Below are 14,143 nucleotides of genomic sequence, written 5' to 3' on the forward strand. Positions count from 1 at the left end.
CGTTTTATAGAGAAAAAAATGCAAACACTGAATTCTTTACTGGCAATGATTTCCCCGCTTGATAGCGAGGCAATGGCACGTGCGCAACAGCATATCGATGGCTTGTTGAAACCGTTCGGTAGTCTTGGCCGTCTTGAAGCGTTAGCGGTGCAACTGGCGGGTATGCCGGGGATGAAAAACGGCCTGACGACTCAACGCAAAGCGATCCTCGTGATGTGCGCTGACCACGGCGTTTATGCCGAAGGGGTGGCGATTTCTCCGCAAATTGTGACGGCCATTCAGGCGATGAACATGACGCGCCACAATACCGGTGTCTGCGTGCTGGGTGCGACGGTCGGTGCAGAGATTCATGTGGTTGATGTCGGCATCGACAGCGATGCATTGCCGGGCGTGCTGGATATGAAAGTGGCACGAGGCAGTGGCAACATCGCCCAGGGCCCGGCGATGAGCCGTGAACAGGCCGAAAATTTACTGCTGGCAACTATGAAACTTACCATGGAAAAAGCCGCTGAAGGCGTGACGCTGTTTGGCGTTGGTGAATTAGGCATGGCGAATACCACGCCGGCGGCGGCGATGGTCAGCGTGTTGACCGACAGTTCACCGGATGATGTGGTTGGGATGGGCGCGAATTTCCCCGCTGAGCAGATGAACCACAAAATCGCCGTTGTGCGCCGGGCCATTGAAACTAACCATCCGGATGTCACAGACGGTATCGATGTGTTAGCAAAAGTCGGTGGTTTTGACCTGGTCGGCATGACCGGCGTGATGTTGGGTGCAGCGGCGGCAGGCCTTCCGGTGGTGCTTGATGGCTTCCTGTCTTACGCCTCGGCACTCGCGGCTTGCCAGATTGCGCCAGGGGTTCGTGATTATTTAATCCCGTCGCATTTGTCTGCTGAAAAAGGCGCAGTGATTGCGATGAATAAGCTGGGGCTTGAGCCGTATTTACAGATGGGTATGCGTTTGGGCGAAGGGAGCGGGGCGGCGCTGGCGATGCACCTGGTCGATGCAGCATGTGCAATGCACAATGAGATGGGGTCGTTAGCGGAGAGTAATATTGTGTTGCCGGGGTGACTCTGTGGGCTGGTTTTTTTCCCGTTCACCTTTGCGTTCAGCTATTCGCTAAACACTTGCTAACGGTGAACGTGTCAGGGGGATAACGACATCCCCCTGACAACCCCGTCGCCCGGTTTTAAATTGCCGCTTCGCGGTAAACCCCTGCTTATCCCCAACGTTCAGGGTCGTTCGCGACTCGCTCCCGGCGATCGCTCTCTGGCGCCGTTCCCGACGGCGCCACCCCGACTTATGGGGAACGCTGGGGCAATTTATACCGGGTACAAAGTCAAAACCGGTCTGGCTTTTGACCTTTAGTCCGGCATAAATCGCCTTCATTTTTACTTTAACGGACGGGTCACGTCGTCGGGAACGACGTGAGGTTGTGATCGCCGGGAGCGAATCACAACCGACCCTGAACGGTGAAGGAAAAATGGAGGTCTCCGCGCAGCGGCGATTTAGAGCCGGGAGCCGGGATTATCAAGGGTGCTGCGGTAGCACCCTTGATACGTTCACCGTTTCGGTAGCTTCAGGGAACACTGGACGCTTAGTGAACGGAACTCTCCCATCTTGCAAAAGCTCCCCACTTCATCAACCCGCATAATCAAATCAACGAACCTTCACCAACGTACGTCCCTGAATCTCATTACTCATAAAGCTCTTAGCCACAGCAGGCGCCTGCTCCAGGCTAATTTCTGTTGTTGCTGTTTCATAGAAACTCTCTGGCAGCAATTCGGCCAGGCGTTTCCACGCGCTAATACGACGTTCTTGCGGGGCGCTGACGGAGTCCACGCCTTGCAGACGCACGTTACGCAGAATAAATGGCATCACCGTCGTTGGCAGAGCGTATCCGCCCGCCAGGCCGCATGCGGCGACACAACCGGAATAATTCATCTGCGCCAGCAGTTTGGCTAACACATTGCCGCCCACGGTATCCACCGCACCGGCCCATACCTGTTTTTCCAGTGGGCGTGTTTCGGCAAACTCGCTGCGTGGCAAAATACGGCTGGCACCTAACTGGCGTAAATAGTCGTGAGTGGACTCTCGGCCAGAAACGGCAACAACCTGGTAGCCCAGAGCGTGGAGCAGGGCGATTGCCGTGCTGCCTACGCCACCGCTGGCACCGGTTACTACCACTTCACCACTGGCAGGCGTAACACCCGCTTCTTCCAACGCCATCACACATAACATGGCAGTAAAGCCTGCGGTGCCGACGATCATCGCTTTGCGTGCCGTTAAACCTGCGGGCAATGGAACCAGCCATTCGGATTTCACTCGTGCCTGTTCGGCAAGGCCACCCCAATGGTTTTCACCCACACCCCAACCGGTTAACACCACTTCCTGACCCGCACTGAACGTGGCGTCGTCGCTACTCGCTACTCGACCTGCGAAATCAATACCGGGCACCATCGGGAAATTACGGATAATTTTCCCTGTGCCGGTAATTGCCAGCGCGTCTTTATAGTTCAGGCTTGACCATTCAACATCGACCAGCACATTTCCCAGGTCTTCAGCTGGAGCCGCAATTTGCTTAATCTCTGCCTGCGTCTGGCCTTCAACTTGTTCAAGTACGACTGCTTTCATAGTAAATCCTCATTCTGTGAACCGAGTGTTTCGGTTGAGATGTTTCTAATGCTCAACACGGTATACCCGAAGCACGTGAGAATAAAGAAGGCCTGCATTTTTCAGGTTTAATCGCTTAACTTTTATCTTGCAGTGGCAGCGTGGTCAAACAGGTCTGGCTGCTTTGATAGGTCGCAATCGGCGCGCTGGCTGTTTTGCCCTGATAGCTTACTTCAATGTTGCCTTCTATATCGCGCGGTAACCATACGCCTACAAAACCATTTGCGTGGCTGGTCATGCTTTTCTGCACGATGACTTTGCCATTTTTGTCGGTGATTTTTACATCAAAAGGCGTATTGGCTAATTCGCCGCGGCAACCAGACAGGCTGTGATTAAAACATGGATGGGTTTGCGTCAGATAAGGGGCGAACGACAAATAGAATTTATCTCCCAACGGATAGCTAAACTGCTGCTTGCCGTCAGATAATTTCAACTCTGTGCTGGTTATCCCTGCGTTATACGGCAAAGGGCGCGCCTGTGGCGAACCGTCGATGGCTTCCACCATTTGCTCAGTGGTTTTGCCCGCTAAACCGTGTGCTGCGAGAAAATCCGCTTCAGACTGCGCCGCGAATGCACTGCCACTGATACCCAGTGCCAGCAAAGCGAAAAGCATATTTCGTTTCATCAATGATCCCTTTCTGAAAGGTAAAGTTGGCTGCCGAAAACTTTAAACCCTCCCGTAAGGGGAGGGTCAAAAGGATATGCAATTCTTTACAGACTGGCGGCCAATACCTTTAACTACGCTCATCATATTTGCTGCGTTTATGCTGATAGAGTAAATCGTCTGCTCTCAACATTGCCGCATCCAGCGTATCGTCCTGATTTAGCTGATACGAACCCCAGGAGAATGCCACCAGTTTGTCTTTATCAATGGCGAGTAAATGCTTTTGCACACGAGCAATAACATCACGGGATTTTTTCAAAGAATAATCAATAAGGACCAAACAGAATTCATCACCCCCAAGCCGTATGCCGTAATCGCTTTTGCGAATGGCATTGCGCAGTGCTAAACCCAGTGATTGTATTGCTTTGTCACCCATATGGTGGCCCAGGGTATCATTTATTTTTTTCAGCCCATCACTGTCAATCGCAATAACCGTAACGGGAACATTCCTGTCAACAAGAGTACGAATTTTTTGCTCAAATTCAGGCGTGATGACTTTTCTGTTGTACAGTCCGGTCAACGCGTCAGTCATGTTGTCCCTTGATAACGCAGCTTGCCTCATGAGTTGATTACGGGCATAGCGACATAAAATCCAGGTCGTCATAACGTAAAGCAAAACCAACCAGAGATTAGCAATAATGACATAAATAGCATCCAGCTTAATATGCAGGGTGTAATACTGGCTGATAGTGCCTTCATAATTAATTAAATCAAAAGATTTTATAATCGGTTCATGGAAAATGATATTTGACCCGGTGGCATTGTCAGTCACATATAAAGACAGAAATTTCCACAGTAGCGGTCTGTCTACCGTTTTAAACGAAACAGCAAGATCATTAATGTTAACGTCAGTAATCAGAATGCCTTTCACCTTATCGTTCAGGAACACCGGAGTCAGCATGCTGATGATATTATTTTTTGTGTAACCATCCTGGTAAATATGAGAAACAATGGTGGCACCCTGGAAAAGATCATTGAGCGCATTGTCATCAATGGTAATGGTGTGCCCGCTACGAATGATATTGATTCCGCGACCATTGTTCTCTAACCAGTTACTGAAGGTATAGTCACGCGTATTAACCAATCGGTTGATGTAAATGTAGTTATGTGAAAGGTCGATGTAGTATCTGATATTCCTGAAGGCGTAACCGGTATAATTTGAAAAACTGTATTTCGGTAATGCACCGTTTTCAGCTTCATGAATAACGGATAAGGCTCCCAGGTCTTTGCCCCATTCTTCACAGGAAGGGTTTCGAGTCTGAAGGGTTCCCTCCAGGTTTTTCATGGTTTTTGCCACAAGGTTGAATCCGGAAATATCCCCTACGGTTTCAACATGCTGGCAGATATCAGGGCGTTCACTTTCGCCAGGATTCCCTGAGGGTCTCGAGGAAAAAAATGCTCGCGAAAGCCGGTTGGCGATATTCTGGTTAATGGACTCTTCATGGAAAAGGGCTGACTTGCCATTCTCGGCGACATATTCCATATAGTTCTGCAAATTGCGAGCTTCATGGAACACCAGAGCGGCGAAAAGTGAAGTGGTGCAAGCCAAGATTAATACAACCGCACTAATATATTTTTGCCTGGACAAGATGGTTCACTCCCTGTTTGACCACCACAAAATAAGGGCAAGTATAGCACGCTATTTTTCTCGCTTAGTCGGCCGTCAAAACCAACAAAAACAAAAAAGCCCGCTTAGTTTCCTAAGCGAGCTCTCGAATTTGGCTCCTCTGACTGGACTCGAACCAGTGACATACGGATTAACAGTCCGCCGTTCTACCGACTGAACTACAGAGGAATCGGTTAACGGGGCGCATATTAGCGATTCACGGGGGGGATGTCAAAGGGTTCACGAAAAAGATTTTTGTTTGCTTTCTTTATAGTCAACTTGTTGAGTTTTAAGCCGAATTGCGCAGATCAGAATCACCAGACCCTTATTCCGCTCGAACCCATTGCTTTAATGAATATTAACCCTTCTTTATTTGTGTTCTTTATTGGTGCAAAGCGTCCAATATCTCAACTTATTTGCTTTATTGTTAAGCAGATGTGATCGCCGCTGTAATTTCATTGCGTTGTCCCTGGCCGCTTACAACGGCGCTCTATACTGACATATGTCGAAACATTGGCATGCAGTCAGTCACGTTGGCAACCATTTTGCTTAATGTTTTTGGCTGTGAAAACGTAGGGAAACCCCGCCACAGGAATTTGTCAGGATGTCATCCATTTAGTGCATTTTGTTCGCGTTTTTGCTTTTGAAATGGCTCTTAAACCGTTGTGCATAAACCTCTTTGCTTTTTTGCTAAGGAACATTCAAATGTCGCTGAAATTAATCAGAAGTCCTCTTTCTCTTGTGTTGGCAGGTTGCCTGGTGACGGCGTTCTCCGCCCAGGCCGATATTGTTATTGGTGTCGCGGGGCCGTTCACTGGGCCAAATGCGACCTATGGCGATCAATACTGGCATGGCGCGACGCAAGCCGCTGAAGACATTAACGCCGCGGGTGGGATCAACGGCGAAAAAATCAAACTGGTTCAGGGGGATGATGCTTGCGAACCTAAACAGGCTGTCTCAGTGGCTAACCGCCTGGTTGACCAGGATAAAGTCAAAGCGGTGGTAGGCCATTTCTGCTCATCATCCACCATGCCGGCCTCTGAGGTGTATAACGATGCAGGGATCATCGCCATCACCCCAGGGTCAACTAACCCGCTCATTACCGAACGCAAAATGAATGACATGTTCCGCATGTGTGGGCGCGATGACCAGCAAGGCCAGGTCGCCAGCGATTTCATCATTGATAAGCTCAAAGCCAAACGCGTCGTCATTATTCATGACAAAGATACCTACGGGCAGGGGCTGGCGGATGCGACCAAAGCGGCACTGGCAAAACGCGGTGTGAATGACGTGATGTATGAAGGTTTGTCTCGCGGTGAAAAAGACTTTAACGCGCTTGTGACCAAAATCAGTGCGCAAAAACCTGATGTGGTGTTCTTCGGGGGCTGTCATCCGGAAGCAGGGCCGCTGGTTCGTCAGATGCGTGAGCAGGGTGTCCAGGCCAAATTCTTCTCCGGCGACTGTATTGTCAACGAAGAGATGGTCACGGCTGCTGGTGGCCCGCAATACACTAACGGCATTTATATGACGTTCGGTAAAGACCCGCGTTTGCTGCCGGAAGGCAAAGCCGTTATCGACAAATTCCGCGCCAGTAAATTCGAGCCAGAAGGCTACACCCTTTATTCCTACGCGTCAGTCCAGGCCATTGCTGCGGCATTCAAAGCCACCGGCGGTACCGATTCAGCGAAAGCCAGTGCCTGGTTGAAAGCCAATCCGGTTGATACCGTCATGGGCAAAAAAGCCTGGGACAGTAAAGGTGACCTGAAGGTGTCGGATTACGTGGTTTATCAGTGGGACGATAAGGGCAAGTACACCGAAGTCCAATAAGGCTTGTTTTATTTGCCATTTTGAACCCGGGCAGTGCTCAGAATCCTCACGTACTTTATGTACGCTGCGGTTCTTGCGCGCTGGCCGGGTCCAAACTGGCTGCAACAACTACGCCTTATGCCCATAATAAATCTGGCCGCGTCTTCAGGAGCAGCCATAAAAAGAGACGCCTGACTATGGACGCATTCTTCCTGCAACAGTTGGTAAATGGCGTAACGCTGGGTTCTGTCTACGGGCTGATTGCCATCGGTTACACCATGGTTTACGGCATCATTGGCATGATCAACTTCGCGCACGGCGAAGTGTATATGATCTCCGCATACCTGTGCGCCATTGGGCTAGCGCTGCTGTCATTCTTCGGATTGCACTCGTTTCCGTTACTGATCCTCGGCACCCTGGTGTTCACCATTGTCGTGACGGGGGTGTACGGCTGGACGATTGAACGCATCGCCTATAAACCGCTTCGCAACTCCACTCGTTTGGCGCCGCTGATCTCCGCAATCGGCATGTCGCTCATCTTGCAAAACTACGCACAAATCAGCCAGGGCCCGCGCCAGCAAGGGATCCCAACGATGCTCGATGGCGTTTTCCGTTTTCATATTGGTGAGGGGTTCGTGCAAATCACCTACACCAAAGTCTTTATTTTGATTGCCTCGTTTACGGGGATGTTGCTGCTCACCTGGGTTATTGGCAATACGCGCCTCGGGCGCATGTGCCGCGCGGTGCAGCAGGACCGGAAAATGGCCTCGATTCTGGGGATTAATGCTGACCGTATTATCTCAACCGTGTTTGTTATCGGCGCGTCGATGGCGGGGCTGGCAGGGGTGCTTATCACCATGAACTACGGCACTTTTGATTTTTACGCCGGTTTTATTATCGGTATCAAAGCGTTCACAGCGGCCGTGTTAGGAGGCATCGGTTCGTTGCCTGGCGCGATGCTGGGGGGCTTAATCCTCGGCATTGCTGAGGCGCAATTCTCCGGGATGGTGAATTCAGATTATAAAGATGTGTTCTCGTTCGGGTTACTGGTGGTGATCCTCATTTTCCGTCCTCAAGGGCTGCTTGGCCGGCCTATGGTAGCCAAAGTATGAGAGAGCAAAGCATGGTATCTGAAACGGAATTACGCGAAAGTTTTCCGCTCAAACGCTGCCTGTTGGATGCGGTTTTTGCGGGCTTAGTCGCGCTAATTGTTTTTGGTCCGATTGTCGGCGTGGTGCTTGATGGCTACAGCTTTAACTTTAATGGGCGACGTTTGCTCGCCATCATTGCGGTGGTGATGGTCGGACGTTTTTTGTTGAGTGCGTTTTTGACAACGGCGACGGGGGAGCGTTTTCTCAGCCGTTTTGAAACGGATAACTCGGGTGTCTATGTGCGGCCGCCGGAATACAAAAGCCGCATGCGCTGGATCATTCCGTTAGTGATTGGATTGGCAATTTGCTTTCCGTTTGTCGCGACTAAATACGTGTTGACGGTGGCGATCCTCGGGCTGATTTATGTCTTACTCGGCCTGGGTTTGAATATCGTGGTCGGCCTCGCCGGTTTGCTGGATTTAGGTTACGTCGCCTTTTATGCCATTGGCGCGTACGGCCTGGCGTTGGGGTATCAGTATCTTGGGCTGGGCTTCTGGACAATGTTGCCACTGTCGGCGTTGATGGCGGCAGCGGCCGGGGCGTTGCTCGGCTTCCCGGTTTTACGCATGCATGGCGATTATCTGGCGATTGTGACGCTAGGATTTGGAGAAATCATCCGCCTGGTGCTGAACAACTGGCTGACGTTTACCGGCGGCCCGAACGGGATTTCGGCACCTTCGCCCACGCTGTTTGGCCTGGAATTTGGGCGGCGCGCGAAAGAGGAGGGCGGTATTCCTTTCCATGAATTTTTTAACCTCACCTATAACCCCAACCTGAAGTTTGTTTTTATCTACACCATTTTAGTGCTGGTGGTGTTGGTGGTTCTGTATATCAAACACCGTTTGACGCGTATGCCAATTGGTCGTGCCTGGGAGGCATTGCGTGAAGACGAAATTGCCTGTCGCTCGATGGGTCTTAATCACGTTCTGGTTAAGCTTTCAGCCTTCACGCTGGGGGCGTCCACTGCGGGGATCGCCGGGGTGTTTTTTGCGACTTATCAGGGGTTTGTTAACCCCACATCGTTCACCTTCTTTGAGTCTGCATTGATTCTCGCCATTGTCGTACTGGGCGGGATGGGCTCAACGATCGGCGTGGTATTGGCCGCGTTTGTGTTGACGGTGACACCGGAACTGCTGCGCAGCTTCGCCGAGTATCGCGTGTTGCTGTTCGGCATGTTGATGGTGGTGATGATGATTTGGCGGCCACGCGGCCTTATTCGCATTAACCGTAGCGGCTTTACGGTGCGTAAAGGAGTGTCGCCATGATCAACGCCTCGGTCAGCGAAATGATTTTAAGCGTCGAGCATTTGATGATGCACTTTGGTGGCATTAAAGCGCTGAACGACGTGAACCTTGAAGTGCGTCGCGGCTCGATTACCGCGCTTATTGGCCCCAATGGTGCAGGAAAAACCACCGTCTTTAACTGCCTGACCGGTTTTTACAAAGCCTCTGGCGGCAATATCTTGTTTAACACGCATGACAAAACCACCAATGTGATACAGGTGCTGGGGCAGAAATTCCAGCCCGGCGACTGGATTAATCCGGCACAGTTCGGGCAGCGTCTGTTTTATAAAATGTTTGGTGGCACGCATCTTGTGAACCGCGCAGGGCTTGCACGAACCTTTCAGAATATCCGTTTGTTCCGGGAAATGTCGGTGGTCGAAAACCTGCTGGTGGCGCAACACATGCAGGTGAACCGCAATTTACTGGCTGGTGTGCTGAACACGCCTGCGTACCGGCGGGCAGAAAGCCGTGCGCTGGACCGGGCGTTTTACTGGCTGGAAGTGGTGGAACTGGTGGATTGTGCCAACCGATTAGCAGGAGAAATGTCTTATGGGCAGCAGCGTCGGCTTGAGATTGCTCGGGCGATGTGTACGGCACCGGAAATGATCTGCCTTGATGAACCGGCGGCGGGTCTGAATCCGGTTGAAACGCGTACGCTCAGTAAAATCATCCGTTTTCTGCGCGACCATCACGACATCACGGTGTTACTCATTGAACATGATATGGGCATGGTGATGGAGATTTCCGACCACATTATTGTGCTCGACCATGGGGATGTGATTGCACAGGGTAAACCTGAAGAAATACAACATGATGAGAAAGTCATTGCCGCCTATCTGGGCACCGACGAAGACGAGGTCACGGTATGAGTGAGGCGATGCTGGAGTTTCGTGGTGTAGATGTTTTTTATGGCGCAATTCAGGCGCTAAAACAGGTCTCATTGCAGGTTAATGAAGGCGAAACCGTGGCGTTGATAGGGGCTAATGGGGCAGGGAAATCGACGCTGTTGATGTCAATTTTTGGCCAGCCGCGTATTCGTCACGGGCAGATACTGTTTCGCGGTGATGACATCAGCCACAAGTCTACGCATTTTGTCGCCTCGGGCGGTATTGCTCAGGCTCCTGAAGGGCGGCGAATTTTCCCCGATATGACGGTCGAGGAAAATCTGCTGATGGGCACCATTCCTATTGGTAACCAATTTGCCGCCCAGGATCTGCAAACGATGTTCGATCTTTTCCCACGTCTAAAAGAGCGCCGCAAACAGCGTGCGATGACGATGTCCGGTGGTGAACAGCAAATGCTGGCGATTGCTAGGGCGCTGATGAGTCGCCCGAAACTGTTGCTGCTCGATGAGCCGAGTCTTGGGCTAGCGCCCATTGTGGTGAAGCAAATTTTCCAGACACTGCGCGAGCTTGCGCAAAATGGCATGACGATTTTCCTGGTTGAACAAAACGCGCACCATGCGTTGAAACTGTCCGACCGGGGTTATGTGATGGCGAATGGGCAGATCCGCCTGAGTGGCAGCGGCGAAGAGTTGCTGGGGAATCAGGAGGTGCGTAAAGCTTACCTTGGAGGTGTATAGAAGAATGAAGGATATACAAAAAATACTTTGCAGGATCATGAAGACTAAATCATTATTTGAAATGTGGTTTCACTTTCCTCCCCAAGGTCAATCTTGAACTTACAAGCAGCACTACGCCAGCGCGTGGCTAACACGCGTTGGTATACCAAACGAAAAAGCTATCGAGTCCTGTTCTGGCGCGAAATTACCCCGCTCGCCGTACCTATTTTCATGGAAAACACCTGCGTTTTATTGATGGGGGTGTTGAGTACTTTCCTCGTGAGTTGGCTGGGTAAAGAGGCGATGGCGGGCGTAGGTCTGGCTGACAGCTTCAACATGGTCATCATGGCATTCTTTGCCGCAGTCGATCTCGGTACCACCGTGGTGGTAGCGTTCAGTCTCGGTAAGCGTGACCCTAAACGTGCGCGTGACGCAGCACGTCAGTCGTTGATCCTGATGACGATTATTGCTATCGGGCTGGCGGTAGGGATTCACCTTGCGGGTGAACATGTGGTCAATATTATTGCCGGTGCGGCCACCCCAGAAGTGAAGGCGTTGGCACTCTCTTATCTCCAGACGACGGTGTGGAGTTATCCGGCGGCGGCCATTGCGCTTATCAGCAGTGGTGCATTGCGCGGGGCAGGAAATACCAAAATCCCGTTACTGATTAACGGCGGGATGAATATTCTCAACATTATTATCAGTAGCGTATTGATTTATGGCGCGCTGGGCTGGAACGGACTGGGCTTTTTTGGCGCAGGGTTGGGATTGACCATTTCGCGCTATATCGGTGCGCTGGGCTTTATTTACGTGCTGGTGGTGGGAATTGCCCCATCGTTGCGTATCTCGCTGAAAAGTTATTTCCGGCCGCTCAAAATCGGCATTTTGTGGGAAGTGCTGGGGATTGGTATTCCCGCCAGTATCGAATCGGTGTTGTTTAACGCCGGTAAATTGCTGACGCAAATGTTTGTGGCCGGAATGGGGACCAACGTCATTGCCGGTAACTTTATTGCTTTCTCGATTGCCGCGTTGATTAACTTGCCGGGGAACGCCCTTGGCTCGGCCTCCACGATTATTGTCGGCAAACGTCTGGGCAAAGGGCAAATTGGCCAGGCAGAACGGCAACTGCGTCATGTATTTTGGCTTTCTACGCTTGGCCTGACGATTATTGCCTGGGGAACGGCACCTTTTGCGGGACTGATGGCGTCGTTCTACACCCACGAAGATGATGTCAAAGAAGTCGTCAAAATTCTGATTTGGTTGAATGCCGCATTTATGCCTATTTGGGCGGCGTCCTGGGTCTTACCTGCCGGGCTGAAAGGGGCACGTGATGCCCGATTTGCCATGTGGGTTTCCATGGCGAGTATGTGGGGTTGCCGGGTCGTGGCAGGTTACACATTAGGTATTGTGCTGGGAATGGGCGTGGTGGGTGTCTGGATGGGGATGTTCTTCGACTGGACAGTACGCGGCGTGTTGTTCTATTGGCGCATGGTCAGCGGGCGTTGGCTTAAAAAATATCCGCGCCTTAAAAAAGAACCCCTCTCTAAAACGTAAAAGGGACGTTGCTACGCAAACTCTCTTTAACGGCTTTTTTTGATCGGATTAGCACAAGCGACATCCGATTTTTATTCTGTGTTTTTCGTTGTTATCCAACTCAATATCTGGTCATTCTTTGAAAAGTTGACATCTATCACCTGTCGATGTCTCGTTTTGACTATTAACGTAAAGTTAGTCGCTGTAAATTATTCTAAAATGTTATTAATTGCGATAAGCAATGACTTTTATGAATGTAACAGCGAGAAGAGGTAGGAATGAGTACAACGACAAGGAACACGGAAGGTCGTCTAATGACAGGATTTCTCAACGCTGTTGAGAAAGCAGGGAATAAATTACCCGAGCCCGCGTTGATCTTCTTCTATTTTTTACTGGTGGTCATGGCGTTATCTGCGGTGCTTTCTACCGTTGATTTTGATGTCATCAACCCGGTCACCCACGAAGCCGTTAAAATTAATAATCTGCTTTCACCGCAGGCATTAACGGTCACCATTTCTTCGATGGTCACCACGTTTACCAGTTTTGCACCGCTGGGTATCGTACTGGTTGCGATGCTGGGTGTGGGCGTGGCGGAAAGCTCAGGTTTTATTAATACCGGCCTGAAAAAAATGCTGCGTGTGACGCCGAAGAAACTGCTAACCCCAATGATTATCTTCGTCGCCATGTTTAGCCATGTGGCTGCGGATGCGGGCTACGTGCTGGTTATTCCATTGGGCGCGATTATTTTTATGTCTGTCGGTCGCCACCCGTTAGCGGGGATTGCGGCGGCATTTGCCGGGGTATCGGGTGGTTTTGCCGCGAACATGGTGCCAACCGGTAACGATGCGTTGCTGCAAGGTTTCACCCAGACTGCGGCGCAATTGCTGGATAACACCTATACCGTCAACACGCTGTGTAACCTGTTCTTCGGCATCGGTTCTACAGTGATGATTACCCTGGTTGGCTGGTGGGTGACCGAACGTATTGTTGAGCCGCGTGTGTCGAAACTGGAAATCGACGGGGATTATCAGCATAACGAAGATATGAGTTCTTATAGCGTACAGGAAAGCCGCGGCTTTAAAGTGGCAGGCCTGGTGATGATTCTGGGTCTGGCGGGGCTTGCAGCTCTTGCATGGCCTGAAACGTCACTGCTGCGAGCAAGCGATGGTTCGTTGACCAGCTACGGTGCGCCGATCATGAAATCCATCGTGCCATTGATTTTCTTGATCTTTATTATCCCTGGCATTGTTTACGGTTTTGTCGCCGGGACATTCAGCAGTGGCAAAGATGTTATCAATGCGATGAATGAGTCCATGAGCAAAATGGGTTCGTACATGGTCATGGCTTTCTTCTGCGCCATGTTCATCAAAGCGTTTGGTGATTCCAATATCGGTACGTTGGTGGCGTTGGCGGGCGCGGATGTGCTGAAGACCATGGCATTGCCGGGTGAAGCCACCATTATTGGCATGATCCTCCTGACGGCGATGGTGAACATCCTGATTGGTTCGGCATCGGCGAAATGGGCGCTGTTGTCACCAATTATGGTGCCAATGCTGATGGCGGTTGGGATCTCCCCGGAACTGACGCAGGCCGCGTTCCGTGTGGGTGACTCGACCACCAACATTATTACTCCGTTGATGGTGTTCTTCCCGCTGGTGGTGGTGTATTGCCAGCGCTATGTGAAATCCACCGGTGTGGGTACGCTGGTATCGATGATGATGCCGTACTCAGTAATCTTCTTTACCTGCTGGAGCATCTTCTTACTGGTGTGGTGGGCACTGGGCTTGCCGTTGGGCGTAAACGCGCCGTATACCTATCCGATTCAGTAATTGCGTTAATCTTACCGGCCACGATTGTGGCCGGTTT

General features: G+C 51.0%; 11 protein-coding genes and 1 tRNA gene. 8 read left to right on the forward strand and 4 right to left on the reverse strand.

Translation table 11 applies throughout. The features are described 5' to 3' along the window. Positions 1–18: 18 nt before the first annotated feature. Positions 19–1,071 (forward strand): nicotinate-nucleotide--dimethylbenzimidazole phosphoribosyltransferase, encoded by a 1,053-nt coding sequence (gene cobT, locus OH773_RS07745; protein ID WP_270144544.1) that lies wholly within the window; start codon positions 19–21, stop codon positions 1,069–1,071. 588 nt (positions 1,072–1,659) lie between these two features. Here the strand turns inward: cobT and acuI are convergent. The 4 genes from acuI to OH773_RS07765 all read right to left on the reverse strand — a co-directional run bounded on the left by acuI (position 1,660) and on the right by OH773_RS07765 (position 5,132). Further along, entirely contained in the window at positions 1,660–2,634 is a 975-nt protein-coding gene (gene acuI / locus OH773_RS07750) for an acrylyl-CoA reductase (NADPH) (RefSeq protein ID WP_270144548.1), read from the reverse strand. Between the two features lie 115 nt (positions 2,635–2,749). Then, the gene (gene cueP / locus OH773_RS07755) at positions 2,750–3,298 is read right to left on the reverse strand and encodes a copper-binding periplasmic metallochaperone CueP (RefSeq protein ID WP_270144550.1); all 549 of its coding nucleotides are present in this window, start codon (positions 3,296–3,298) and stop codon (positions 2,750–2,752) included. Positions 3,299–3,407: 109 nt separating this feature from the next. After that, positions 3,408–4,925: a diguanylate cyclase DgcJ gene (dgcJ, locus tag OH773_RS07760; RefSeq protein ID WP_270144552.1), complete on the reverse strand. Its 1,518-nt coding sequence runs from the start codon at positions 4,923–4,925 to the stop codon at positions 3,408–3,410. A gap of 131 nt (positions 4,926–5,056) precedes the next feature. After that, positions 5,057–5,132, reverse strand: a tRNA-Asn gene (locus tag OH773_RS07765). A 516-nt stretch (positions 5,133–5,648) separates the two neighbouring features. On the opposite strand from OH773_RS07765, the gene OH773_RS07770 reads away from it, so the two are divergent. The 7 genes from OH773_RS07770 (at position 5,649) to OH773_RS07800 (ending at position 14,106) form a co-directional block, all read left to right on the forward strand. Then, positions 5,649–6,770 (forward strand): branched-chain amino acid ABC transporter substrate-binding protein, encoded by a 1,122-nt coding sequence (locus tag OH773_RS07770; RefSeq protein WP_270144554.1) that lies wholly within the window; start codon positions 5,649–5,651, stop codon positions 6,768–6,770. Between the two features lie 176 nt (positions 6,771–6,946). Next, positions 6,947–7,861, forward strand: a complete 915-nt coding sequence (locus OH773_RS07775; protein WP_183269782.1) for an ABC transporter permease subunit — start codon at positions 6,947–6,949, stop codon at positions 7,859–7,861. Positions 7,862–7,872: 11 nt separating this feature from the next. Then, positions 7,873–9,165: a high-affinity branched-chain amino acid ABC transporter permease LivM gene (livM, locus tag OH773_RS07780; RefSeq protein ID WP_270144556.1), complete on the forward strand. Its 1,293-nt coding sequence runs from the start codon at positions 7,873–7,875 to the stop codon at positions 9,163–9,165. Continuing rightward, the gene (locus OH773_RS07785; protein WP_270144558.1) at positions 9,162–10,052 is read left to right on the forward strand and encodes an ABC transporter ATP-binding protein; all 891 of its coding nucleotides are present in this window, start codon (positions 9,162–9,164) and stop codon (positions 10,050–10,052) included. Before livM ends, OH773_RS07785 begins: the two co-directional genes overlap by 4 nt. Beyond that, on the forward strand, positions 10,049–10,765 hold the full coding sequence (locus OH773_RS07790) for an ABC transporter ATP-binding protein (protein ID WP_183269779.1): 717 nt from the start codon (positions 10,049–10,051) through the stop codon (positions 10,763–10,765). The genes OH773_RS07785 and OH773_RS07790 overlap by 4 nt, the downstream gene beginning before the upstream one ends. A gap of 93 nt (positions 10,766–10,858) precedes the next feature. Then, a complete protein-coding gene (locus OH773_RS07795; RefSeq protein ID WP_270144560.1) occupies positions 10,859–12,298 on the forward strand; it encodes an EmmdR/YeeO family multidrug/toxin efflux MATE transporter in 1,440 nt (479 codons plus the stop codon). 293 nt (positions 12,299–12,591) lie between these two features. After that, positions 12,592–14,106 (forward strand): AbgT family transporter, encoded by a 1,515-nt coding sequence (locus OH773_RS07800; protein WP_270144562.1) that lies wholly within the window; start codon positions 12,592–12,594, stop codon positions 14,104–14,106. The last annotated feature ends 37 nt before the right edge of the window (positions 14,107–14,143 follow it).

The sequence above is a fragment of the Buttiauxella sp. WJP83 genome (assembly GCF_027594725.1).
Taxonomy (GTDB): Bacteria; Pseudomonadota; Gammaproteobacteria; order Enterobacterales; family Enterobacteriaceae; genus Buttiauxella; species Buttiauxella selenatireducens.

What these genes read in the sequence shown, in the direction of transcription:
- cobT (WP_270144544.1), top strand. Translation starts at nt 19, where the DNA reads ATGCAAACACTGAATTCTTTACTGGCAATGATTTCCCCGCTTGATAGC.
- acuI (WP_270144548.1), bottom strand. Translation starts at nt 2,634, where the DNA reads ATGAAAGCAGTCGTACTTGAACAAGTTGAAGGCCAGACGCAGGCAGAG.
- cueP (WP_270144550.1), bottom strand. Translation starts at nt 3,298, where the DNA reads ATGAAACGAAATATGCTTTTCGCTTTGCTGGCACTGGGTATCAGTGGC.
- OH773_RS07770 (WP_270144554.1), top strand. Translation starts at nt 5,649, where the DNA reads ATGTCGCTGAAATTAATCAGAAGTCCTCTTTCTCTTGTGTTGGCAGGT.
- OH773_RS07775 (WP_183269782.1), top strand. Translation starts at nt 6,947, where the DNA reads ATGGACGCATTCTTCCTGCAACAGTTGGTAAATGGCGTAACGCTGGGT.
- livM (WP_270144556.1), top strand. Translation starts at nt 7,873, where the DNA reads ATGGTATCTGAAACGGAATTACGCGAAAGTTTTCCGCTCAAACGCTGC.
- OH773_RS07785 (WP_270144558.1), top strand. Translation starts at nt 9,162, where the DNA reads ATGATCAACGCCTCGGTCAGCGAAATGATTTTAAGCGTCGAGCATTTG.
- OH773_RS07790 (WP_183269779.1), top strand. Translation starts at nt 10,049, where the DNA reads ATGAGTGAGGCGATGCTGGAGTTTCGTGGTGTAGATGTTTTTTATGGC.
- OH773_RS07800 (WP_270144562.1), top strand. Translation starts at nt 12,592, where the DNA reads ATGACAGGATTTCTCAACGCTGTTGAGAAAGCAGGGAATAAATTACCC.